Origin of the sequence: Stenotrophomonas maltophilia, from assembly GCF_006970445.1 — a bacterium.
In the GTDB taxonomy this organism is placed as follows: domain Bacteria; phylum Pseudomonadota; class Gammaproteobacteria; order Xanthomonadales; family Xanthomonadaceae; genus Stenotrophomonas; species Stenotrophomonas maltophilia_AU.
This window is the reverse complement of record NZ_CP033877.1, coordinates 504,773-527,849: the sequence shown is the minus strand read 5'-3', so window position 1 is coordinate 527,849 and position 23,077 is coordinate 504,773. Positions and strand designations below refer to the sequence as shown.

Genomic DNA, 23,077 nt, shown 5'->3' with positions numbered 1-23,077 from the left:
TGGCGGCAACCACTCTTGCGGATGTCGCAATCGGCCGTTGCGGCGACGGGAAAGCGGGATCACACTCGATCTGTAAACCGCATCGCCCCCATCGAAGGGGCGCAGGAGACCGTCATGAACCGCTCATTGGCCACTGCCCTGCTGCTGGCAGGCGCCCTCATGGCGGGCAGCGCGAACGCCGCGCCGCGCGCCGTCGCCGATCCGGATGCGCCGCGTGCACTGCAGGCCAATGGCCCGGTCAGCGTGAAGTGGGACGATCCGGCCAAATTCACCGAAATCCGCCAGAGCACCAACCGCTTCGAGGCCGAACGCGGCAACTGGGTGCAGCAGCTGGCCAGCTACGTGCAGACCACGGCGGCCAAGCCGCTGCAGCCCGGGCAGACCCTGGACGTGACGCTGGTCGACATCAAGCGCGCCGGCGACTACGAGCCCTGGCACGGCCCGCGCGGCAGTGACATCCGGATCATGCGCGACATCTATCCGCCGCGGATCACCCTGCAGTACACGCTGAAGGACGCCAACGGCCGCATCGTCGATGAGGGCGAAGCCAAGCTCAGCGATACCGGCTACCTGCACAACCTGGGGCTGAAGAGCGACAGCGACCCGCTGCGCTACGAGAAGCGCCTGATCGACGACTGGGTGAAGCGGCAGCTGACAGCGCAGGCCACCGCAGCACGATGATCCCGGGCAGGACGCCCTACCGGTAGGTGTCGACCTTGGTCGACACGCATCCAAAGCGCCGACCAAGGTCGGCCGCTACCAGAGCCGTGCACGCCGACCAATCCCTACCGGTAGGTGTCGACCTTGGTCGGCACACATTCACAGCGCCGACCAAGGTCGGCCGCTACCAGAGCCATGCGTGGCGACCAGGCCCCATCGGTAGGTGTCGACCCTGTGGTCGACACGCATTCACAGCGCCGACCAAGGTCGGCCGCTACCAGAGCCATGCACGGCCAGCGTTACGTCAATCCTGGTACACGCGCGCCACGCGCTTGACCGCGCACGGCAGCTGGTAGGCACTCACGCCACAGCGCGGCGCCAGTTCCGACAGTGTCGGCGCCGAACCCCAGAGTTCCACCACGCTGCCGATGCCGGCCTGCGCATGCGCGGTCAGGTCCACCGTCAACATGTCCATCGACACGCGCCCGATCAGTGCGCCGGGCTGGCCGTCGATCAGCACCGGGGTGCCATTCGGAGCGAACTGCGGATAACCGTCGGCATAGCCGAGCGCGACCACGCCCACGCGGGTGCGCGCCTTGGCCACGAAGCGGGCGCCATAGCCCACCGGTTCGCCGGCTTCGATCCAGCGCTCGGCGATCACCCTGGACTGCATCGTCATCACCGGGCGCAGGCGCTCGGTCAAGGCAGTGTTGTCCGGCAGCGGGTTGGCGCCGTACAGCATCAGGCCCGGGCGTACCCAGTCGCTGCGTACATCCGGCCAACCCAGCAGCGCCGGCGAATTGCACACGCTGGTCTCGCCGTCCAGGCCGTCGATGGCCCGCGCGAAGGTCGCGGCCTGCTCGTGGGTGCGTTCGCTGTCCAGCTCGTCGGCGCGCGCCAGGTGGGTCATCAGCACGATGCGCTCGACCTGCGGCAGCGCCGACAGACGTGCATGCGCCGCGCGGAAGCTGTCCACGTCCAGGCCGAGGCGATGCATGCCGCTGTCCAGTTTCAGCCACACCGTCAGCGGGCGCGGGCTGTCGAACGCGACCAGCGCTTCCAGCTGCCACGGCGAACCTACGGCGAACCAGAAATCGTGTTCGGCCACCAGCGCCATGTCACTGGGCTCGAAGATGCCTTCCAGCAGCAGGATCGGCGCACGGATACCGGCCTGGCGCAGCTCCAGGGCCTCTTCGATGGTGGCCACGCCGAAACCATCAGCCTCGCCTTCCAGCGCCTGCGCACAGCGCACCGCGCCATGCCCATAGGCATCGGCCTTGATGATCGCCAGGGCCTTGCCACCGCCCAGTTCACGGGCGAGCCGGTAGTTGCTGCGCAGGGCGCCCAGATCGATCAGCGCGCGGGCAGGACGCATGTGCGGTTCTCATGTTGCGGGGCGTGACCGTACTGGCCGTAGCGGAAAATATCCAGGCCTTCGGTGCTGATCTGCGGCTGGCGCGCGCTCATCAGGTCGGCCAGGTAGCGGCCCGAGCCGCAGGCCATGGTCCAGCCCAGGGTGCCGTGGCCGGTGTTGAGGTACAGGTTGCGGAACGGCGTGGCGCCGATCACCGGCGTACCGTCCGGCGTGGCCGGGCGCAGGCCGGTCCAGAACTGCGCGCGCGACAGGTCACCGCCCTTCGGATAAAGGTCGCTGACCACCAGTTCCAGGGTCTCGCGGCGGCGCTGCGACAGCGACAGGTCGAAGCCGGCCACTTCGGCCATGCCACCGACACGGATGCGGTCGTCGAAGCGGGTCACCGCCACCTTGTAGCTCTCATCGAGGATGGTCGAGGTCGGCGCCATCGCCGGGTCGGTGATCGGCAGGGTCAGCGAGTAGCCCTTCAGCGGGTACACCGGCAGGCGCATGCCCAGCGGTGCGACCAGCGCCGGCGAATAGCTGCCGAGCGCGACGACGAATCGGTCGGCGGTTTCCAGCTTGCCGTCGATGCGCACGCCGGTGATGCGGTCGCCATCGAACTCCAGGCCGGTGATGTCCTGGTCGAAGCGGAATTCGACGCCGGCATCCACGCACATCTGTGCCAGGCGGCGGGTGAACAGCTGGCAGTCGCCGGTCTGGTCACGCGGCAGGCGCAGCGCGCCGACCAGGCCATCGACATGGGCCAGGGCCGGTTCGGCCTGGATGATGCCGGCGCGGTCCAGCACCTCGTACGGCACGCCGTACTGGGCCAGGATCTCGATGTCCTGCGCCGAGGCATCCAGCTGCTGCTGGGTGCGGAACAGCTGGGTGGTGCCGAGGTCGCGGCCTTCGAACTCGATGCCGAACTGCGCGCGCAGCTCGTTCAGGCAGTCGCGGCTGTACTCGGACATGCGCACCATGCGCGCCTTGTTGATCGCGTAGCGCTCGTGGGTGCAGTTGCGCAGCATCTGCCACAGCCAGCGGTACTGGGCCAGGTCCATGCCCGGCTTGATCGCCAGCGGCGCGTGCTTCTCGAACAGCCAGCCGATGGCCTTCTTCGGCACGCCCGGGGCGGCCCAGGGCGAGGTGTAGCCGAACGACAGCTGGCCGGCATTGGCGAAGCTGGTCTCCAGCGCCGGGCCGGGTTGGCGGTCGATGACCGTGACTTCAAACCCGGCCTGTCGCAGGTACCAGGCACTGGTGGTGCCGATCACGCCGCTGCCGAGAACTAGGACTCGCATGGGACTTCTCCAACCCGATCATTCCCTGCACTGGAGCGTGCCGGGACCATAATTGGGGAAGTATAGACAGCCAATACCAGTTGATTTGCCTGATTTGAAATCAACCGGCAGGATGTTCTCCTGCAATTCATTCCCCAAGGTTGACGGCCATGGCCACCCGTACCCGCGAACTGGACAAGATCGACCGCAAGATCCTGCGCATCCTGCAGGCCGAGGGCCGCATTTCCTTCACCGAACTGGGTGAGCGGGTCGGCCTGTCGACCACGCCGTGCACCGAGCGCGTGCGCCGGCTGGAGCGCGAAGCGGTGATCACCGGCTACCACGCCCACCTCGACCCGGCTGCGGTGAAGGCCAGCCTGCTGGTATTCGTGGAGATCAGCCTGGCCTACAAGTCCGGTGACATCTTCGAGGAGTTCCGGCGCGCGGCGCTGAAGCTGCCCAACGTACTGGAGTGCCACCTGGTGTCGGGCGACTTCGATTACCTGCTGAAGGCGCGGATCAGTGAAATGGCCTCCTATCGCAAGCTGCTCGGCAGCACGTTGCTGACACTGCCGCACGTACGTGAGTCGAAGAGCTACATCGTGATGGAAGAGGTGAAGGAGACGCTGAGCCTGCCGATTCCGGATTGAGACCGGCAAACGGTTGGGGTCAGAGCCCGCAACGCGGGCTCTGACCCGGAGTCCGTCTCAGCGCTGCTGCGGATGCTTCTGCGAGCGCTGTTCCTGCTGCTTGCCGCCCTTGTGCGGCTGCTGCGGCTCCATCTGCTGCTGTTGTTGCTGCTGTTGTTGCTGCTGTTGTTGCTGCGGGTTGCGGCCCTGCGGTTCCTTGCCGGGATGACGGTTCTGCTGGTTTTTCATGATCGCGATCCAGTGGACGAAGGACATGCGGCGGCGGGATGCCGGCGCAGGGCCACGGTGGTCCCGGAACGGTTAATCGCAGGCGAAAAAGCAGTGATTGGCAGGAAGCCGTTTTCGTGCGTTCAGCCCGCACGGCGCGCAGTCGCTGCCAACCTTGCCTGGCACCCGAGGTCAGCGCTTGATCTGCTGGCCGTCGCCGGCCGGCACGCTGTCGTAATAGCGGCCGGTGCGTGAATCGAACACGCGGTTCGGGCCGGCCGGGCGCACGCCAGGCACGATGCGGCCATTGCGGTCATAGACCTTGTCGGCCGGCTTCGGTACCGACGCCGGCGCGACCTGGGCAGGACCGGTGGACCTGATCGGCTGCGCCGGCTGCGGCGACGGCAGCACCTGCGGCTGCGGGCGGGCCGCTTGCGGCGGTGGCGCCACCGGTGGCGGTGCCACGGTGGTCGCACTGCGCGTGGCGGTCGGGTCGGCGGTGGGAACCTGGGCCGTCGCCAACGCAGGCAACAGGGCCAACAACAGCAGGGGAAGGGTCGGTTTCATGGCACGCTCCGGCGTGGATCGCATTCACCTTGCGCCTGCACCTGTGTGCCGCCCATGAACGGCCATCACACTTGCAAGCGGGCGCCGGCACCCCCACGTTTTCCGGCATCCCCAGGCCATCGACCCCACGGAGAGCCGGCATGACTGCCTTCGACCTGACGCCCCCCACTGCCACCCAGACCGAGGCGCTGATCGCCGGCCTCAGCAGCGAGGAGCGCCGCGTGCTGCTGCAGCACGGCACCGAGGCGCCGTTCTGCGGCGTATTCCTGGACAACAAGCGCGAGGGTGTCTACTGCTGCCGGCTGTGTGCGCTGCCGCTGTTCCGCTCCAGCACCAAGTTCGATTCCGGCACCGGCTGGCCCAGCTTCTTTGCCCCGTTCGACCCGGCGCACGTGCGCGAGATCCGCGATACCAGCCATGGCATGGTGCGCACCGAGATCACCTGCGCGCGCTGCGGCAGCCACCTCGGCCACGTGTTCCCGGACGGTCCTCCGCCCACCTACGAGCGCCACTGCCTGAACTCCGTCTCACTTTCGTTCACCGGCAATGGCGAGCCCTGGCCCGACCCGTTGCGGCGTGGCGGCGCAGAAAGCGGCGTGGCGGGCTGAAACACCCCGCTGACCGATTTCACAGAATTCCCTCTTCAGAAAACCGGGCGACGGGCCGACAAGGAGATATCCCCTCTCCTTGCGTCGCCCCATGCTCATCATCGTTGGATTCCTGGTCGTCATCATCAGCGTGCTCGGGGGCTACCTCGGGGCCCACGGACGCCTGGGTGCCCTCTGGCAGCCCTACGAACTGGTCATCATCGGCGGTGCAGCACTGGGCGCGTTCCTGGTCGGTACCCCGGCCAAGACGGTCAAGCAGACCCTGCAGGCCATGGTGGGCGTGTTCAAGGGCCCGCGTTACAAGCAGCAGGACTACATCGATGTCCTCAGCCTGCTCTATGAACTGCTCAACAAGGCCCGCCGCGAAGGTTTCATGGCGCTGGAAGACCATGTCGAGCGCCCGGCCGAGAGCGCGCTGTTCGGCAACTACCCCAAGGTGCAGGCCGACCACCACCTGATCGACTTCATCACTGACTGCCTGCGCCTGATGATCGGCAGCAACATCGAGCCGCATGAGCTGGAGCCGCTGCTGGAACTGGAGCTGGAAAAGCACCATGCCGAGGCCATGGCGCCGTCACAGGTGCTGACCAAGGTCGCCGACGGACTGCCCGGTTTCGGCATCGTCGCGGCGGTGCTCGGCATCGTCATCACCATGGGCTCGATCGGCGGCGACATCGTCGAGGTCGGTGGCCACGTGGCCGGCGCGCTGGTCGGTACCTTCCTCGGCATTCTGCTGGGCTACGGCTTCGTCGGCCCGATGGCGGCCGCGATGGAGGCCCGCGCCGAGCAGGACAGCCGCATCTACGAATCGGTCAAGACCGCCCTGCTGGCCTGCCTGCGCGGCTACAACCCGAAGATCGCGCTGGAGTTCGCCCGCAAGACGCTGCCGTCGAACGTGCGCCCGGCCTTCTCCGATTTCGAGCAGCACCTGAAGACGGTCAAGTAAGCCATGGCCGAGACCAAGCCCACCGTCATCGTCCGCCGGGTCAAGAAGGCCGGCCACGCCGCCCATCATGGCGGCTCGTGGAAGGTGGCCTATGCCGACTTCGTGACCGCGATGATGGCGTTCTTCCTGGTGCTGTGGCTGATGGCCACCACCAACAAGAACGACCGTGCGGCCATTTCCGAGTACTTCCGCAACCCCAGCCCGCTGAGCGGGCAGAACGCCACGCCGGCACCCGGCATGGCCGGCCCGGGCGGCGCCAGCACCTCGATGATCAAGCTGGGCGGTGCCACCGATATTTCGCGGGGCAGCAGCAACGATCCCTTCCAGAACCAGAAGGAAGCGGTGCCGCAGCCGGTGGACCAGCAGCAGCGCGACAAGCAGCAGCTGGAAGCGCTGATGAAGGAACTGCAGGAAGCGATCAGCAAGAGCCAGGCACTGGAGCCGTTCAAGGACCAGCTGCTGCTGGACCTGACCCCGGAAGGCCTGCGCATCCAGATCGTGGACAAGCAGAACCGGCCGATGTTCGACCTCGGCAGCGCCACGCTGAAGCCCTATACGCAGCAGATCCTGCACGAGCTGGCCAACTACCTGAACCATGTGCCGAACCGGATCAGCCTGACCGGCCACACCGACATCACCGCCTATTCGGCTGCGCGCGGCTACGGCAACTGGGAACTGAGCGCCGATCGTGCCAACGCCGCACGCCGCGCGCTGGTGGACGGCGGCCTGGAGGACAGCAAGATCACCCGCGTGGTCGGCCTGTCTTCGTCGGTGCTGTTCGACAAGGCCGACCCGCAGAACCCGATCAACCGCCGCATCAGCATCGTGGTGATGACCCAGGCCGCCGAAGCTGCGGCTCTGGCCGGCGCCGGGCCGCAGGTGGGGCTGTCGGCGCCCAGCGCCGACCCGGACGTGCAGGCCGCGCAAGGGCCGGCAAAGTAAACGGTGGGTGCGGACCTTGGTCCGCACATCGGGCACAGAGCGTGCGGACCAAGGTCCGCACCCACCAAGGCCATGCCCGGCGAGCGCACGCTGCAGCACCCGCTACAATGGCGGTCTTTCCGTTTTCAGGTGACCCACCCCATGTCCCAGTCCTCCAAGGCCAAGCGCGACAAGCGCAAGAAGCAGCAGGGCAAGCGCCCGTTCCTCCGCCTGAACGCCCAGCAGCAGGTGCAGAACCATGCCGTGCTGACCAGCGAAGACGGCCAGGTGGTCGCGGCCATCGGCCTGCAGGGCCGTGAGTGGCTGCTGGCCATCGGCGGCCAGACCATGGGCAACGCCGAGAACCCGGTGCCGATGCTGGCCATGCTCAAGCACCTGGCCAACGTCCAGGAGAAGGAAGGCCGCAAGGTCAACCTGGAATACTCCGAGCTGCTGCAGAAGCTGCTGGACACCCTGGCTGCCGACGCTGGCCAGACCGCTGACGAGTACCTGGACAAGCTGGTCGCCGAGTTCGAAGGCGTCGACGCCGAAGAGGGCGAGGAAGGCGAAGCCGCCGAGGCCGAGGTGGCCGAAGACGCCGCTGCCGAGGCCACCCCGGCCGCTGACAGCGACAGCAAGCCGCAGGCCTGAACCGGCTGCGGCGGTGGCGGTCTACGTCGATGACGCGGTGCATCCCTGGCGCGGACAGCGCTGGGCGCACCTGATGGCCGACACCCTGGCCGAGCTGCACGCGATGGCGGCGCAGCTCGGCATCCCCCCGCGGGCCTTCCAGAACAAGGCCAGCGGCGCCCACTACGATGTCACGGCCGAGCTGCGCGGGCAGGCGATCGCACTCGGTGCGCGGGCGATTTCCCGGCACACCGACCGCGAGCTGGTCAAAGCCGTGATCGCCAACGCCAGGGCGCAATACCAGCCATAGGCAGGCGTTGGGGGCTACCGCTTGCTGTGGTGACTGGGGCTACCCACCTGCCCTGCTCAGAACGGGTCGCTGCCCAGCCGCACTTCCAGGTTCAGCAGCGAACACAGTGCCAGCAGCGCATCGTCGTCGCGGGTCAGCGCCATCCAGCCGGTAAAGCCATCACTCCCCGCGTCGACGCTCCACAGCGTGTAGTTGTGCTCGCGCAGGCGGTCGAAGGCAGTGGACATCAGCTGCACGCCATCCAGGTCGGCGGCGAAATCCTCGTCATCCAGGTCGCCGCCCCAATCCAGCTGCAGGTTGAAGCGCGCCGACAGCTCGTTCACCGCCGACTGCAGCGATTCCAGGTCATCGCGCTCGACCTCGAAGCCGGACTGCCAGGCAATGGCCGTGAACAGCGCCGGCACCCAGTCACTGTCCGCCTCCAGCGGCTGCCCGTCCTCGGCCAAGTGCTCGCGCCAGCGGTTGAACTGCTGCAGGGCCAGCTCTTCGTCGCCCGGGTTGATCAGCACCAGCAGGTTCCAGACCCGCGCCTCGAAATCGTCCTCGTCGAAATCGTGGGCGTCTTCCTCGAAGTCGAAATAGTCGCTGTTGTCGGGCATGGCGGAACTTCCTCTGGGGCAGGCCGGCATTCTACGGTTTATCCTGTGCCGCTGAAGCCGGCCTTGGTGGCCGTCACTGTGAATGAAGCGATGAGCGATACCCCTCCCGACCACCTGGCGATCAACCCGGCCAGCCCCTTCCATGATGCGCAGGCGCTGGAGCGCGGCGTCGGCGTGCGTTTCAACGATGTCGAGCGCGACAACGTCGAGGAATACTCGGTCAGCGAAGGCTGGATCCGCGTGCAGGCCGGCAAGGCCCGTGACCGCCGCGGCAACCCGATGACCATCAAGGTCAAGGGCAAGGTCGAGGCGTACTTCCTGGAAACGAAGCCGGAATAAGCACGGCTCCCGGATCCTGGGGTCAGATCCCTTTCCTGCGGAAAGGGATCTGATCCCGATCAACGGTACCCGACCACAGCGTCATTCGCGCTTGCGCGATTCCAGCAGGTCCAGGTTGCGGATCAGGCGCCGCGAGATCTCATCGGAGATCACCCCGCGCCGGGTCAACCGGAACAGCTCCTCGCGCTCGGCATTGAGGCCGGCGCTGCGCAGCTGGCGGTAACCCAGTTCCATGCGCCGCACCTTCTCCGGGTCCACGTCGGGCCCGTCGTTGTCCTTCTCCAGGTGCCGCTGGTACAGCAGGCTCACCCGCGAGGCGGCGTCGTTGTACAGCTGCACGTTCTCGGTGTTCTGGTTCATCACCAGCTGCTGGCGCATGCGTTCGACCCCGGCCAGCGCAGCCTTGGAGGACAGCTTGCGTGCCAGGTCCTCTTCCTTGCGCTCGCCCGAATCGGCAGGCAGCTGCAGGCCTTTCAGCAGCTGCGGCAGCGCCACGCTGGCGCCGATCAGCGAGAACAGGATCACCGCCGCCGCCAGGAAGATCACCAGGTCGCGTGCCGGGAACGCGCTGCCATCGGGCAGGAACAGCGGCAGGGTCAACACACCGGCCAGGGTGATCGCGCCGCGCACGCCGGCCACCGAAGTCGCCACCACGATGCGCCAGTTCGGTGCCTCGCCCCGCTCCAGGCCACGCCGACGCGCGCGCAGCAGGTTCCAGCGCAGCGACAGCCATACCCACAACAGGCGCAATGTAATCAACGCCAGGTTGATCACCACCACGTACACCACCAGCCACCACGCACTCTGGTGGCCGGACTCGTTCATGGTGGTGGTGGCGCGTTCTACGATGCCCGGCAGCTGCTCGCCCAGCAGCACGAACATGATGCCGTTGAAGCTGAACTGCAGCATGTTCCAGACCCCCGCACGCTGCACGCGCATGCTGCCCGAGACACGGCCGGTCAGCTCCACATAGCTCATCGCGATACCGGCCGCCACGGCGGCGAGGATGCCCGAGGCATGGATTTCTTCGGCCAGCAGATAGGCCGCGAACGGGATCAGCAGGTTGACCAGCATCGCCGCACCCGGCTCCTCGCCGAAGCGGCGCCACAACCAGCGCTGGAACGTGGATACGCCCAGGGTGACCGCCACGCCCACGGCAAGGCCGGCCACCGCCACCCACAGGAAGGTCAGCGAGGCCGTGGCCAGCGAGAAGGAGCCGGTCATCACCGCCGCCACCGCGAAACGGAAGCAGACCAGGCCGGACGCATCGTTGAGCAGCGACTCGCCTTCCAGGATGTGCATCAGCCGCTTCGGGATCGGTGCCTTGGAGGCGATCGCCCCGACCGCCACCGGGTCGGTCGGCGAGACGATGGCCGCCAGCGCGAAGCACACCGCCAACGGCATCACCGGAATCATCCAGTGGATCAGCAGGCCGGCACCGATCACGGTGAACACCACCAGGCCGAACGCCAGTTCGAGGATCGCGCCCTTGTCGCGGAACAGGCCCTGCTTGGGGATGCGCCAGCCATCCAGGAACAGCAACGGTGGCAGGAACAGCAGGAAGAACACCTCCGGCTCCAGCGCATGGCCGCGGTTGAACACCCCGGCGATCACCGCGCCCAGCCCGATCTGCACCAGCGGCAGCGGCAACGAGAACGGGAGGACGCGAACCAGGTAGCCGCTGGCGACAACGGCCACCAGCATCGCCAGGACGACTTCAATGGTATGCATGCTTCTTCCAGGAAGCGGCGCGCGGGGAGGCTCGAGGGCCAGCGCCGGAAACCCGGAAAAAACTACCACATGCGGCCATGACCGCGACGGCCGGGGCCGCCGCGCGTCAGCCCCGGCTCATGCCCCGTCGAAGCGGTACAGATCCATGGCGAGGAAGCCGGCATCGATGCCGGCGTCGATGCGGCGTGCACCGAAACCGCCCTCGCCGGCCGCGCCCATCGCGAAGAACAGCGGCAGCAGGTGCTCATCGGTCGGGTGCGCGCGTTCGGCGAACGGCGCCTGCCGGCGGTAATCGAGCAAGGCCTGGCGGTCGTCGGCGGCCAGGCGCTGCTCCACCCACTCGATGAAGGGCCGCACGTACGGCGCTTCCTTGCCGTCCTGGTAGTCGCCCCAGTCGTGCAGGTTGTGGGTGATGCTGCCCGAGCCGACCAGCAGCACGCCCTGCTCGCGCAGCGGCGCCAGCGCGCGGCCCAGCGCGAACTGGTGCTCGGGGCCGAGCAGCGGCTGGATCGACAGCGGTACCACCGGGATGTCGGCCTGCGGGCGCAGCAGCCGCAGCGGCACCCACGCGCCATGGTCGAGGCCACGCTGCGGGTCGAGTGCCACCGGCAGGCCGGCGGCGGCGATGCGGCCGGCCACCTCTTCGGCCAGCGCCGGATCACCCGGCGCCGGGTACTGCAGTTCGAACAGCGCGCGCGGGAAGCCACCGAAGTCGTGGATGGTGGGCGGCTGCGGATGCGCGCCGACCAGCGGTTGCCGGCCCAGCCAATGCGCCGAGGCCATCACGATGGCACGCGGCGTCGGCAGGTCGCGCGCCAGCTCGGCCAGGCGCACACCGACCTGGCCCGGATGCAGGGCGGTCATCGGCGAACCATGGGAGATGTACAGCGAAGGCAGGCGGGACATGGAATTCTCCAGTTGCAGGATCAGGCGGCGATCAGCGCGAACGCACGGTCCACTTGCCGTCGCCGACCAGGAACAGCACCACCAGCGCCAGCGCCCAGAACGCCGGGTATTCCCAGCCGCCGCCGGCATTGGCGAAACCGAAGCCGTTGGCGCCGTGCACGGTGACGATGGTGCCCAGCAGCAGCGGCACGCCGACCAGGCCCACCCAGCGCGCGTAAATACCCAGCAGCAGCGCGACGGTGATCACCAGCTCGACGCCGATGGTGAGGTAGCCGAGCACACCGGGCAGGCCCAGAGACTCGAAGAACGCCGCCGTACCGGCCGGGGTGAATACCAGCAGCTTGGTCAGCGCATGGACCAGGAACAGCACGCCCAGGGCCAGGCGCAGCAGGGTGGCGCCGTACGGGGCCAGCGGCGAAACAGGAGCGGTCGTGGTGTGCATGGCAAAGCACCTTGAAGGGAGTGGGTACAGGTTATTGCGCCTTCACGGAACGATAAATACGATCGATTGACCGTATTTATTTCAAAAGGCGCAACAATGGATACCCTCGAGGCGATGCGCGTGTTCGTGGCGGTGGTCGAGCGCAATGGCTTCAGCGCCGCCGCCCAGGCCCTGGACATGTCCACGGCAGGCGTCACCCGCCAGGTCGCCGCGCTGGAAAAGCGCCTGTCCACCCGCCTGCTCCACCGCACCACGCGGCGGGTCAGCCCCACCAGCACCGGCGCCGCCTACTACGCCCAATGCGTGCGCCTGCTGGCCGAGTTCGACGCGCTGGAGGCCAGCATCGGTGCGCAGGCGCTGGAGCCCTCCGGCACGCTGCGCATCAACGCACCGGTCAGCTGGGGCATCGCCCGTCTCGGCCCGCTGCTGGCCAGCTACCGCGAACGCTTCCCGCAGGTCGAACTGGACCTGGCCCTGTCCGACCGCCTGGTGGACATGGTCGAGGAAGGCTACGACGTGGCCATCCGCATCACCCGCGAGCCGGGCCCTACCCTGATCGCCCGCCGCCTGGGCGAATCGCGGGTGAGCCTGTGCGCCGCGCCGGCCTACCTGGCTGCACGCGGTACGCCACAGGCGCCGCAGGACCTGCAGGATCATGCGTGCCTGAGCTACAGCTACTGGGCCGCGGGCGACCATTGGCCGCTGCAGGGGCCCGGCGGTGACGTGAAGGTGGCGGTGAGCAGCCTGCTGCACGCCAACAACGGCGACGTGCTGCGTGAAGCGGCGATCGCCGGCATGGGCGTGATCCTGCAGCCGGATTTCCTGCTGGAAGACGCGCTGGCCGATGGTCGCCTGGTGCGCGTGCTGCCGGAATGGGAGGCCTCGCCGATCGGCATCTTCGCGGTCTATACCAGCCGCAGCCACCTGGCACCGAAGGTGCGCAGTTTCATCGACCACCTGGTGGAGGCCGGGGTGTAGCCGAGTCTGGCGCTTGCCGGTAGTGCCGGCCGCTGGCCGGCAATCAGACACATCCCGGTCCTGGGCGAATGCCGGCCAGCGGCCGGCACTACCACTTAGGCGGCCACTTCATCCAGCGCGTCGATGATCTGTTCAAGCGGCGCAGGCCGCCCCAACAGATAGCCCTGCACCTGGTCGCAACCGTGCGCAGCCAGCCAGTCCAGCTGCCCCGGCGTTTCCACGCCCTCGGCGATGATGGTCAGGCCCATGCTGTGGCCCAGCGACAACAGCGCGCGGCAGATCGAGGCATTGCGTGGATTGGTTTCCACGTCGGCGACGAAGCTGCGGTCGATCTTCAGGATGTCCAGCGGCAGGTGCTGCAGGTAGGACATGCTGGAATAGCCGGTGCCGAAATCATCCAGCGACACACTGATGCCCTGCTCGTGCAGGCGCTGCATGGTCTGCATCGCCTGCGCCGGCTTGCGCATCAGGCTGCTCTCGGTCAGCTCCACGTGCAGCGCACCGCGGGCCAGGCCAAAGTCCTGCTGCGCACGGGTGAATTCGGCCACCAGGTCGCTGTTGAAGAACTGCACGGCAGACACGTTGACCGCGATCGGCAGCTCGCCCCAACCGGCCTCGACCAGCCGGCGCTGTGCCTTCGCCGCCGCGCGGATCACCCAGCGGCCCAGCGCCAGGATCAGCCCGGTTTCCTCGCACAGCTGGATGAACTCGTTGGGCGGGATGAAACTGCCGTCGGCCTGCGGCCAGCGCAGCAGTGCTTCCAGTGCCGCCGGGCTGCCATCGCTGGCATGCCGGATCGGCTGGAAGTACAGCTGGAATTCGTTGTCGATGGCGGCATGGATGCGTCCGGCCAGGCGCAGCCGGTCGGCCAGCCGCGTGGTCACCGCCGCATCGAACCAGACCACCACGTTGCCTTCGGCGCGTGCCGCGTGCGCGGCCTGCGCGGCCATGCCGATCACCTGCTCGGCACTGTGGCCGTCACCGGCGATGTGCACGGCCACACCGATACGCGGCTCGAACTGGTGCAGTGAATCCTTGCCACGCATCGGCGCCGACACGATCTGCAGCAGGTCGTCCAGCACGCGCTGGGTATCGTGCTCGGCACCGATGGCGAACACGAAGTCCTCCGCCGGCTGGAACGCCAGCGTGCCACAGCGCGCGCCCAGGCCACCGAGCCGGGTCGCCATCGACTGCAGCACCGCATCGCCGATCTCGCGGCCCAGCGTATCGGCCACCAGCTGCAGGCCGCGCAGCTGCACGAAGGCGATGGTGTAGCCCTCGTCCTGCTCGTCCAGCTGCTCGGTCAGGGCGCGCACATTGAGCAGGCCGGTGGCCGGGTTGTGCCGTGCCTGGTAGGCCAGGTCACGCTCGTAGGCCAGCCGTTCGCTGACATCCTCGGCCAGCACCAGGCAGGCGGGCTGGCCGTCGAAATCGAGCCTGGACAGGTGAGCGCGCACTTCGAACACGCTGCCATCCTTGCGCCGATGCAGGCGCACGGTGGCGTCCTGCAGCTCGCCGACGCGGGCCTTGGCGATCGCACCCTTTACCTCATCCCAGCCTTCGCGCGGACGGATGTCGAGGATGCTCATCGCCAGGAACTCGTCGCGGCTGTAGCCGTACTGGCGCACCGCGGCATCGTTGACCTCGATGAAGCGCAGCGTATCCGGGTCGAACACCCAGAACGGCGCCGGATTCCGGTCGAACAGCAGGCGGAAGCGGCGTTCCACCTCGCTCACCTGCTCGCGTGCCTGGTAGCGCTCGCTCAGGTCGGTCAGCGCACCGATCATGCGCCGCTCGCTGTCGGCCACTTCCACCCGCTGCCCGCGCGCGCCCACCCAGCGCACCTCGCCCCCGGGCAGCACCAGGCGGAACACCTGGTCGAGCACAGCGCCGCCGGCGAAGGCCTGGTCAAAGGCCTGCTGCAGGCGCGCGGCATCATCGCGATGCACCCGCGCAAAGAAATCGGCGACCGGCAACGCATCGGTCTGCACACCAAAGATCTCGCGCGCCAGCGGCGACCAGCGCAGCAGTGCGGCGTCCTCATCCACGTACCAGGTGCAGACACGACCGACCTGGTGCGCAAGACGCAGCTCGGCGTGGCCCGTCTTCAGTTCCTCGGCCATCGCCTGCTGGCTGCGGGTGCTGCGGCGCACGGCGTACAGCAGCACCAGCAACACCGCGATATAGGCCAGTACGATCGCCACCGACGCCTGCAGGTACGGCCACCAGGGCGCGAGCACGTCCTCGTCGGCCAGGCCAACCTGCACCGCCAGCGGGCTGCGCTCCAGCGTGCTGATGGTGATGATGCGCGGCACGCCGTCGACCGCACCCGGCAGGCTGCCCAGCTCGACCACCGCCTGTTTGCCGAGCAGGTCGCGATGCGGCAGGTCGTAGCGGCGGCCGACCGTGCCGTGTGGATCGGGTACGCGGGCCAGCATGTAGCCCTCGGCATCACTGATCGAAACCAGGCCGTTGGGGCCGACATCGAGGCCGCCGACGATGCGTTGCAGTTCGCCACAGCGCAGCCGCGCCAGCAGCCAGCGTTCACCGGCCATCGGCAGCGCCAGTGGGACCACCCAGCCGCCATCGCTGGCCCGCTGCGGCGGACCGATGTACAGCGCACTGCCCAGGCCACGACGCTGCGGATCGGTCCACAGCGGCAGGTTCAGGTCACCTTTGCCGGCCGTCAGCGCTCGGCCATAGCTGTCGAGCACCACGATGCTGTGCAGCTCGGCATGCCGCCGCAGCACGCCGCCGATGGAGGCATCCAGCAAGGCCGGCGCCTGCGCCGGCACGCTGCGGAACACCTCGGCGGCGTCGGCAGCGATGCCGGTCATGGCCCGCTCCAGGTTGCGCAGCTCCAGCGCCAGCAGGCGCTCGCTGCCCACCGCCAGCGCCCGGCTCTGCCGCTGCGCCGCTTCCAGACGGCGGTGGTGGTCGTTGACCAGCATGAGGGTCAGGCCGGTCACCAGCAGTACGCCCAGCAGCACGCCGCCCCAGGTGATGGCGCGCAGCGGCCGGGCCAACGCCCGTTTCAGCGCGGGCATCGGTTGATCTTCCTTGTGCAGTCGGCTGGCTTCATGCGCGAACGAATCCTCCACGTCCCCGACCTCAACGGCCGGCGGACGCCATTCTTGACGCCTGACCCCGTCCTGCATGGCCACCTCCCCGTGTCCACGCAGGGCTCCAGGGTCCAGCATGCACCACCCCGGTGACGGCGTGAAGATCGCGTCTGCGCGTTCAGCCAGATCCTGCACAGGGCGGGCCCCGTCTGGGGGCGGCCAGTGGCAGCGGAGCGGATTAGACTTGGGGTTTTCCGCTGCAAGAGAAGTCCATGTCCAAGCTGCGCCGTCCCATCCTGGCGCTGGCCATTGTTGCCAGCCTGTCCCTGGCCGCCTGTGACCGCCCGGCCGACCCGGCCGCCGGTACCACCGCGCCGGCCGATGCCGCCCCTGCTGCGGCCAAGCCGATGCTGGGCAGTTTCGGCTTCGATGCCAGCGGCATGGACCGCAGCATCGCTGCCGGCGATGACTTCTTCGGCTTCGCCAACGGCACCTGGGTGAAGAACACCGAGATTCCGGCCGACCGCTCGCGCTTCGGCAGCTTCAATGTCATTGCCGAGAAGACGCTGGCCGACACCCGCGCCATCCTGGAAGGGGCGGCCGGCAACACCCAGGCCAGCGGTGACGACAAGCTGATCGGCGACTACTATGCCGCCTACATGGACGAAGCCGGCATCGAGCAGCACGGTCTCGCGCCGGTGCAGCCGCAGCTGAAGGCCATCGATGCGATCGCCGACAAGGCCGGGCTGGCCCGCGCCCTCGGCGGCGACGTGCGCGCCGACGTCGATCTGCTCAACGCCACCAACTTCTACACCGACCGCCTGTTCGGCCTGTGGGTGTCGGTGGACATGCTGCAGCCGGACCGCACCGCGCCGTACCTGGTGCAGGGCGGCCTGGGCATGCCCGACCGTGATTTCTACCTGGGCGATGGCCGCATGGCCGAGCTGCGCAAGCAGTACCAGGCCTACATCGCGCAGATGCTGCAGTTGGCCGGCGTCGCCGACCCGGCCGGCAAGGCGCAGCGCATCCTCGCGCTGGAGACCAAGATCGCGCAGGCGCATGCCACCCAGGAAGAAACCAACGACGTGACCAAGGGTGCCAACCCCTGGACCCAGGCCGACTTCAATGCCAAGGCACCGGGCATGGACTGGAACGCCTTCCTCGATGCGGCCGCGCTGGGCAACCAGCAGGACTTCATCGTGTGGCAGCCCAAGGCCGTAGCCGGCCTGTCCAAGCTGGTCGCCACCGAGCCGCTGGACGCCTGGAAGGACTACCTGGCCTTCCACGCACTGGACCGTGCCGCCGCTTACCTGCCGAAGAAGTTCGCCGATGCACGCTTCGCCTTCCATGGCACCGCACTGAGCGGCACGCCGCAGCAGAGCGACCGCTGGAAGCGCGCGGTGGACGATGCCAACCATGCCGTCGGCGAAGCCATCGGCAAGCGCTATGTCGAGAAGCACTTCGACGCCAGGACCAAGGAACGCGCGGACGAGATGGCGAAGAACATCATCGCCGCCTTCGCCAAGCGCATCGACGCGCTGTCGTGGATGTCGCCGCAGACCAAGGCGCATGCCAAGGCCAAGGTCACCGGCCTGACCGTGGGCATGGGCTATCCGGAGAAGTGGCGTGACTACACCGGCCTTGAAATCCGCCGTGATGACCCGCTGGGCAATGCACAGCGCGCCGAGCTGTTCGAGTACCAGCGCAACATCGCCAAGCTGGGCAAGCCGGTCGACCACAGCGAGTGGGCGATGCTGCCGCAGACCATCAATGCGATGAACGTGCCGCTGGAGAACCGCCTGGTGTTCCCGGCCGCGATCCTGCAGCCGCCGTTCTTCGACGGTGCTGCCGACGACGCAGTGAACTACGGCGCCATCGGCGCAGTGATCGGCCACGAGATCAGCCACGGCTTCGACAATGCCGGCGCGCTGTTCGACGAAACCGGCAAGCTGCACAACTGGTGGACCGCCGAGGACCTGAAGCAGTTCAACGCTGCCGGTGATGCGCTGGCCGCGCAGTTCAGCAGCTACGAGCCGTTCCCCGGCGTGCACGTGAACGGCAAGCTGACCCTGGGCGAGAACATCGCCGACGTGGCTGGCCTGGGTACCGCCTACGATGCCTACCAGCTGTCGCTGCAGGGCAAGCCGGGCCAGACCCTGGAAGGCTTCACCCCGGACCAGCGCTTCTTCCTCGGCTTCGCCCAGGCGTGGCGCAGCAAGAGCCGCGAGCAGGCACTGCGCAACTCGCTGCTGACCGATGTGCATGCACCGGGCCAGTTCCGCGCACTGACCGTGCGCAACATCGACGCCTGGTACCCGGCGTTCGAAGTGAAGGAAGGCCAGAAGCTGTACCTGGCCCCGGACAAGCGGGTCAAGGTGTGGTGATGTAACCCGAACGGGCGCCGCAAGGCGCCCGTTTCATTTCCCGATAGCTGCCAACCTTGGTTGGCACCCACCAAAACCATGCTGTCAGTAGATCCACGCCATGCGTGGATGGAGCTTCATCGCGCAACGCGTGCCAACCAAGGTTGGCACCTACCTGGGAATGGTGGGCCACTCGCGCAACACTGCCACCGGCACGCCCATGCGCGCGCAGGCGCGGCTGGCCAGGCCATCGGGCAGCGCTCGGCGGAACAGCGGCGCCATGCCCTGCATCAGCTTCGCCGACGCTGCAGCCTGCGCACGCTGGCGTGCATTGCGTTCAAGCATGCCTTCGGCCCAGTCCGGCAGCAGCGCCGCACCGGCGCCGAGGAACACTTCGCGCGACAGCCCCGGCACCGGTACCGGCAGGCGCACCCCGGACAACACCTCCAGCACCTCGCGTGAGCGTTCGTCGACGCGCAGCTCAGGCTGCCGGGCGCAGAAGTACGCCGCCACTTCCGCTTCGCTGCGCGGCACATCCACCGCGCCCAGTGCCTCGGCCACGCAGCGGTATTCGTCGTAGTAGCGATCGGCGATGTGCTCCGGCACCTCGCGCCCGTAACGGCGGAAGCCCTGCAGGAAACCGAAGGCCTCGGTCACATGCACCCAGGTCAGCAGCTGCGGATCGTCGGCTGCGTAGGGCTCGCCCTGCCCGGTCTGCCCGCGGATCTGCGCATGGATGCGGCGCACCTTGGCCACCAGGGCCTCCACCTCGCCGCTGGGCGCATAGCTGGTGCCGGCAACGAAGGCCGTGGTGCGGCGCAGGCGACCCACCAGGTCCTGGCGGAAATTGGAGTGGTCGTAGACCCCGGCCAGCGCGCGCGGGTGCAGGGTCTGCAGCATCAGCGCACACAGGCCACCGGCCAGCATCGAGGGGAATTCGGCGTGCAGCCGCCAGGTGACGCTGTCCGGGCCGAACCAGCCCGGGTCGCCCTGCGGATGGTCGTAATCGATGCCGCTTTGGCCACGTGGAAAGGCCTCCAGTACCCAGCGCCGGATCGGCGCGGTGACGGGGCGGGAGAGTCGCTGCAGCAGAGCCGGCATCACAGATCCAGGAAAGGCGGAAGAACGGCCGCAGGTTGCGCGGTCGCCCCCGATTCTGGGCGATCACGGCGGCGGCGGCGAGTCTCCGCACTCAGCCACGGTTTCATGTGCGGCCGCAGCACGTTTCACCCTGCGACATCCTGTCGCAGGCTGCGACCGCAATGTTGCGACGCAACAGGATTCACCCATTCAGACAAAACCCTTACGCCGCTTGGCATTCCGCCCATTGCACGGCTCGCTGGAAGTGCTAGAACTGAACCCGCCACACCGTCCAACGCTGATCGACGCACGTTCCACAAGGAGCCAGCCATGATTGCTTTGTTCAAGGGTTTGGGACTACTGCTTCGCGACAACGAGCTCTACAGCAGCCCGTTCGAAAAACAGGTCGCGCACTGGCGCAGCCTCAGCGAGCAGCAGATCCGCGATGAAGTGGCTGTGCTGGCCCAGGCCAAGTGCCAGTGGCTGATCGCCTCGATCGTCGGCTGGCAGGCGGCTTCGCTGCTGATCCTCGGCCTGATCACCAACTACCTGTGGCGCGACGATTACCACATCACCTTCACCCGCGTGGTCGTGGTGTTCGGCTCGTGGATCTCGATCCTGTTCGTGATCTGGTTCATGGCCAACATGTTCGATCGCACCGCTGGTTTCGAGCGCTGGATGAAGGCCTTCAACAGCCGCGCCCGCATCAGCTCCAAGGCTGACAGCGTCGAGCATGTCGCCGAGGCACTGGACCTGGCCGAGCACTACCCGGAAGTGCTGGACTACAAGCAGGCGGTCACCGCCAAGCGCGAACTGCGCCACGAGGACATCCGCATCATGACCGAGATCGGGCGGATGAAGCAGCACTCCGAACTGGTCGGTCGCCTCAACCATGTGGGCGAGACCGAGCACCATCACGACCTGACGCTGCAACCTGCCTACTGACCCTTCGGGGAAGCGGGGGGACCCACAATGCCACCGTGATCACTCACGGTGGCATTGTTCTATCGGGTCCTGGCTGACGCACTGGCGGAAGCCGTCGGGCAGGCCACGCATGGCCTCGGTCTTGCCGGCCGCAACCGCGAACCGGCGCAGCGGCGGTGTGGCGCACGCGGCATCGGGGCTGCAGGTTGGATCAAGTACCAGGTAGTGGCAGGCGCCGCTACTGCTGGCGATGCACTGGAAGCGTGCCTCGCCATCGACGACGGTACCCTTGCTGTACAGCGTATCCACGCCGTTGGCCTGGGTGCGGGTGATCGAGGTGTTGCGGGATTTTTCGCAGCCGGCCAGCGCCAGCACGACAACGCACGCAATCAGCAGACGGGGCATGTTCATTCCTCGGTGCAAGGGGATGCTGCGGCTACATGCCGCGGAACAGGCTCATGAACGGCTGGCTGACCACCAGCGTTTCCGTGCGCCCGCGCAGGCGCAGCACGCCACGCCCGGTGTCGTCGCGGCTCACCGCCGCCACTGCCTTCATGTTGACGATGGTCGAACGATGGATCTGGCGGAAGTGCTGCGGATCGAGCACTTCCAGCAGCTCGCGCAACGGTGTGCGCAGCAGGCTTTCGCCAGCGGCGGTGACCACGGTGGTGTACTTGTTGTCGGCACGGAAGTAGGCCACGTCTTCCAGCATGATCAGCTGCGTCTCGCGGCCGTTGCTGGCGGTGATCCAGGCCAGTGGTGGGCGCTCCGCTGCACCCTGCGACGGGCCCAGCCGCTGCAGCAGGCGCTCCAGCACGGCATCGTCCTGGCGCGTCGATGGCAGCCGCGACAGGATGCGCTCGCGGGTGGCCAGCAGGCGCTCGTCGCTGACCGGCTTCAACAGGTAGTCCATCGCGCCCTGCTCGAACGCGTCGATGGCGTACTGGTCGTAGGCGGTGACGAACACCACCTGGGTGCGCGGGCTCAGGTCGGACAGCGAGCGCGCGACCTCGATGCCGCTGATGCCGGGCATGCGGATATCGAGGAAGGCGATGTCCGGCTGCGTCTCGGCCAGCTGCTCCAGCGCGCTGGCACCGTCCTCGCACTCGGCCACCAGTTTGAGGTCCGGCCACAGCCGGCCCAGCTGCTCCACCAGTGACTGCCGCAGCAGTTCCTCGTCTTCGGCGATCAGGGCTTCAAGCGGCATGGCTGCGCTCCTTGTGCGACTGCGGCAGGGTCATGGTCGCGGCCACGCCGCTGGGGAAGTTGGCGACGATCGCCACGCCGGCCTGCTCACCGCAGGTCAGGCGCAGGCGCTCGCGCAGGTTTTTCAGGCCGATGCCGGTGCCGCTGGTGCCCTGGCCGAAGCCGAGCCCATCGTCGGCCACGGTTACGGTCACGTGGTCATCGAAGGCCCGCGCCAGGATCCAGATCGTGCCACCGCCGGGCTTGGGTTCCAGGCCGTGCTTGATCGCGTTTTCCACCAGCGTCTGCAGTGCCATCGCCGGCAGGTGCACCCCATGCAGTTCGTTGGGTACCTGCACTTCCACCGCCAGCCGTGCGCCCATGCGGATGCGCAGGATCTCCAGATAGGCGCGGGTGCGTTCCAGCTCCACGCCCAGCGTCGACACCGATTCGTCCACCTGCGGCAACGAACTGCGCAGGTACTGGATGAGGTGGCCGAGCATCTGCTCGGCACGCGCCGGATCGGTGCGGGTCAGCACCTGTGCGTTGGCCAGCGTGTTGTAGAGGAAGTGCGGTTCCACCTGCGCATGCAGCAGACTCAAGCGTGCCACCGACAGTTCCTTTTCCACCTGGGTCTGTTCGGCTGCGGCCTGTTCGTCGCGGCGCTGGTCGGCGACACGGCGGCTGATGGCACGGGTGACCGCTTCAGCGTTCTCGAAGTTGCTGCCCTCGTCCAGCGCCAGCAAGTCGGCCCACCAGCCGGCATCGGGTTCGAACAGCAGGGTGACGGTGCTTGTGCCCTGCCCTGGCGTGACGGTGGCCAGCACACTGTTGCGCTTGATCGCCAATCGCGCGGGCAGGTTCCAGCGCGACGGCTGGCGGCCATTCCAGGCATCCACCCGGCGCACGTAGGCCCGCACCTGCAGGCTGCCGGCCGAACTTTCCACGTCTTCGACGCGCGGCAGTTCAGCGATGGCCGCTTCCACCACCGAGAAGGCGTGGCCGGCATCCATCGGCAGTTCCACCTGCCGGCGTTGGCGGCCGGACAACGTAGTTGCATCCAGGCGGCCCGCGACCAACCACACCCGGCGTACATGGGTGATCACACTGCCCAGCGCGGAGATCATCAGGAACATCGCCAGCAGGCCGAAGACCCAGCCCGGGCCATCGTTCATGCCGCTGAAGATGCCGCTCCAGACCATGCCGGCGACAACCAGCGCGGCGGCCCAGGCCAGCAGGTGGCGGATCAGGAGAGAGAGGCTGGCGAACACGGCGGCGCCTTGGAGGAAGGGGGTGAGCCGAGCATAGGGCGGCCCGCCGGGCAAGCAAGCG

At 67.6% G+C, this 23,077-nt stretch carries 24 protein-coding genes; 11 read left to right on the top strand and 13 right to left on the bottom strand.

Translation table 11 applies throughout. From position 1 onward, the window contains the following. The first annotated feature begins 114 nt into the window (after positions 1-114). A complete protein-coding gene (locus EGM71_RS02370) occupies positions 115-681 on the top strand; it encodes a DUF3016 domain-containing protein (protein ID WP_188487565.1) in 567 nt (188 codons plus the stop codon). 283 nt (positions 682-964) lie between these two features. Here the strand turns inward: EGM71_RS02370 and alr are convergent, their stop codons facing one another. Then, positions 965-2,035 (bottom strand): alanine racemase, encoded by a 1,071-nt coding sequence (alr, locus tag EGM71_RS02365; RefSeq protein ID WP_188487563.1) that lies wholly within the window; start codon positions 2,033-2,035, stop codon positions 965-967. Further along, positions 2,014-3,318 carry a D-amino acid dehydrogenase gene (locus EGM71_RS02360; RefSeq protein WP_188487561.1) on the bottom strand — a complete coding sequence of 435 codons (1,305 nt, stop codon included), beginning with the start codon at positions 3,316-3,318 and terminating at the stop codon, positions 2,014-2,016. Before EGM71_RS02360 ends, alr begins: the two co-directional genes overlap by 22 nt. Positions 3,319-3,467: 149 nt before the next feature. Between EGM71_RS02360 and EGM71_RS02355 the strand changes: the two genes are divergently transcribed. Further along, positions 3,468-3,947 carry an Lrp/AsnC ligand binding domain-containing protein gene (locus tag EGM71_RS02355; protein WP_004140558.1) on the top strand — a complete coding sequence of 160 codons (480 nt, stop codon included), beginning with the start codon at positions 3,468-3,470 and terminating at the stop codon, positions 3,945-3,947. A gap of 57 nt (positions 3,948-4,004) precedes the next feature. Here the strand turns inward: EGM71_RS02355 and EGM71_RS02350 are convergent, their stop codons facing one another. Next, entirely contained in the window at positions 4,005-4,202 is a 198-nt protein-coding gene (locus EGM71_RS02350) for a lana protein (RefSeq protein WP_430544072.1), read from the bottom strand. 144 nt (positions 4,203-4,346) lie between these two features. After that, positions 4,347-4,721, bottom strand: coding sequence for a classical arabinogalactan protein 4 (locus tag EGM71_RS02345; protein WP_188487557.1), 375 nt, complete (start codon positions 4,719-4,721; stop codon positions 4,347-4,349). 140 nt (positions 4,722-4,861) lie between these two features. Here EGM71_RS02345 and msrB point away from each other — a divergent pair, with 140 nt between their 5' ends. The 5 genes from msrB (at position 4,862) to EGM71_RS02320 (ending at position 8,136) form a co-directional block, all read left to right on the top strand. After that, on the top strand, positions 4,862-5,329 hold the full coding sequence (gene msrB / locus EGM71_RS02340; protein ID WP_100439762.1) for a peptide-methionine (R)-S-oxide reductase MsrB: 468 nt from the start codon (positions 4,862-4,864) through the stop codon (positions 5,327-5,329). Between the two features lie 91 nt (positions 5,330-5,420). Further along, positions 5,421-6,275, top strand: a complete 855-nt coding sequence (gene motA, locus EGM71_RS02335; RefSeq protein ID WP_008264562.1) for a flagellar motor stator protein MotA — start codon at positions 5,421-5,423, stop codon at positions 6,273-6,275. 3 nt (positions 6,276-6,278) lie between these two features. Further along, positions 6,279-7,217 (top strand): flagellar motor protein MotB, encoded by a 939-nt coding sequence (gene motB / locus EGM71_RS02330; protein WP_188487555.1) that lies wholly within the window; start codon positions 6,279-6,281, stop codon positions 7,215-7,217. 141 nt (positions 7,218-7,358) lie between these two features. Then, on the top strand, positions 7,359-7,847 hold the full coding sequence (locus EGM71_RS02325) for a hypothetical protein (protein ID WP_188487553.1): 489 nt from the start codon (positions 7,359-7,361) through the stop codon (positions 7,845-7,847). 13 nt (positions 7,848-7,860) lie between these two features. Further along, positions 7,861-8,136: a DUF4031 domain-containing protein gene (locus tag EGM71_RS02320; protein ID WP_188487551.1), complete on the top strand. Its 276-nt coding sequence runs from the start codon at positions 7,861-7,863 to the stop codon at positions 8,134-8,136. A gap of 56 nt (positions 8,137-8,192) precedes the next feature. On the opposite strand, the gene EGM71_RS02315 is transcribed toward EGM71_RS02320, so the two are convergent. Next, complete coding sequence (locus EGM71_RS02315; protein WP_108767594.1) at positions 8,193-8,735, bottom strand: DUF6630 family protein; 543 nt, start codon at positions 8,733-8,735, stop codon at positions 8,193-8,195. Between the two features lie 90 nt (positions 8,736-8,825). On the opposite strand from EGM71_RS02315, the gene EGM71_RS02310 reads away from it, so the two are divergent. Beyond that, the gene (locus tag EGM71_RS02310; RefSeq protein WP_012509930.1) at positions 8,826-9,074 is read left to right on the top strand and encodes a DUF3297 family protein; all 249 of its coding nucleotides are present in this window, start codon (positions 8,826-8,828) and stop codon (positions 9,072-9,074) included. A gap of 81 nt (positions 9,075-9,155) precedes the next feature. On the opposite strand, the gene EGM71_RS02305 is transcribed toward EGM71_RS02310, so the two are convergent. The 3 genes from EGM71_RS02305 to EGM71_RS02295 all read right to left on the bottom strand — a co-directional run bounded on the left by EGM71_RS02305 (position 9,156) and on the right by EGM71_RS02295 (position 12,153). Further along, positions 9,156-10,805, bottom strand: a complete 1,650-nt coding sequence (locus EGM71_RS02305; RefSeq protein WP_014035832.1) for a Na+/H+ antiporter — start codon at positions 10,803-10,805, stop codon at positions 9,156-9,158. A gap of 117 nt (positions 10,806-10,922) precedes the next feature. Further along, a complete protein-coding gene (locus EGM71_RS02300) occupies positions 10,923-11,711 on the bottom strand; it encodes a dioxygenase family protein (protein ID WP_099560191.1) in 789 nt (262 codons plus the stop codon). A 31-nt stretch (positions 11,712-11,742) separates the two neighbouring features. Beyond that, positions 11,743-12,153, bottom strand: coding sequence for a DoxX family protein (locus EGM71_RS02295; protein ID WP_188487549.1), 411 nt, complete (start codon positions 12,151-12,153; stop codon positions 11,743-11,745). Between the two features lie 96 nt (positions 12,154-12,249). On the opposite strand from EGM71_RS02295, the gene EGM71_RS02290 reads away from it, so the two are divergent. After that, a complete protein-coding gene (locus EGM71_RS02290) occupies positions 12,250-13,131 on the top strand; it encodes a LysR family transcriptional regulator (RefSeq protein WP_188487547.1) in 882 nt (293 codons plus the stop codon). A gap of 95 nt (positions 13,132-13,226) precedes the next feature. Here the strand turns inward: EGM71_RS02290 and EGM71_RS02285 are convergent, their stop codons facing one another. Continuing rightward, positions 13,227-16,289, bottom strand: a complete 3,063-nt coding sequence (locus EGM71_RS02285) for a bifunctional diguanylate cyclase/phosphodiesterase (RefSeq protein ID WP_188487545.1) — start codon at positions 16,287-16,289, stop codon at positions 13,227-13,229. A 176-nt stretch (positions 16,290-16,465) separates the two neighbouring features. Between EGM71_RS02285 and EGM71_RS02280 the strand changes: the two genes are divergently transcribed. Beyond that, entirely contained in the window at positions 16,466-18,577 is a 2,112-nt protein-coding gene (locus EGM71_RS02280) for a M13 family metallopeptidase (RefSeq protein ID WP_188487544.1), read from the top strand. Positions 18,578-18,727: 150 nt separating this feature from the next. On the opposite strand, the gene EGM71_RS02275 is transcribed toward EGM71_RS02280, so the two are convergent. Continuing rightward, a complete protein-coding gene (locus EGM71_RS02275; protein ID WP_188487541.1) occupies positions 18,728-19,657 on the bottom strand; it encodes an oxygenase MpaB family protein in 930 nt (309 codons plus the stop codon). A 309-nt stretch (positions 19,658-19,966) separates the two neighbouring features. On the opposite strand from EGM71_RS02275, the gene EGM71_RS02270 reads away from it, so the two are divergent. Further along, positions 19,967-20,581 carry a hypothetical protein gene (locus EGM71_RS02270; RefSeq protein WP_014035825.1) on the top strand — a complete coding sequence of 205 codons (615 nt, stop codon included), beginning with the start codon at positions 19,967-19,969 and terminating at the stop codon, positions 20,579-20,581. Positions 20,582-20,620: 39 nt separating this feature from the next. On the opposite strand, the gene EGM71_RS02265 is transcribed toward EGM71_RS02270, so the two are convergent. Genes EGM71_RS02265 through EGM71_RS02255 form a run of 3 tightly spaced genes read right to left on the bottom strand, consistent with a single transcriptional unit; the run spans position 20,621 to position 23,016 of the window. Next, the gene (locus EGM71_RS02265; protein ID WP_188487539.1) at positions 20,621-20,965 is read right to left on the bottom strand and encodes a hypothetical protein; all 345 of its coding nucleotides are present in this window, start codon (positions 20,963-20,965) and stop codon (positions 20,621-20,623) included. A gap of 31 nt (positions 20,966-20,996) precedes the next feature. After that, entirely contained in the window at positions 20,997-21,767 is a 771-nt protein-coding gene (locus tag EGM71_RS02260; RefSeq protein WP_188487533.1) for a LytR/AlgR family response regulator transcription factor, read from the bottom strand. Then, a complete protein-coding gene (locus EGM71_RS02255) occupies positions 21,757-23,016 on the bottom strand; it encodes a sensor histidine kinase (protein ID WP_188487531.1) in 1,260 nt (419 codons plus the stop codon). Before EGM71_RS02255 ends, EGM71_RS02260 begins: the two co-directional genes overlap by 11 nt. Positions 23,017-23,077 lie beyond the last annotated feature (61 nt).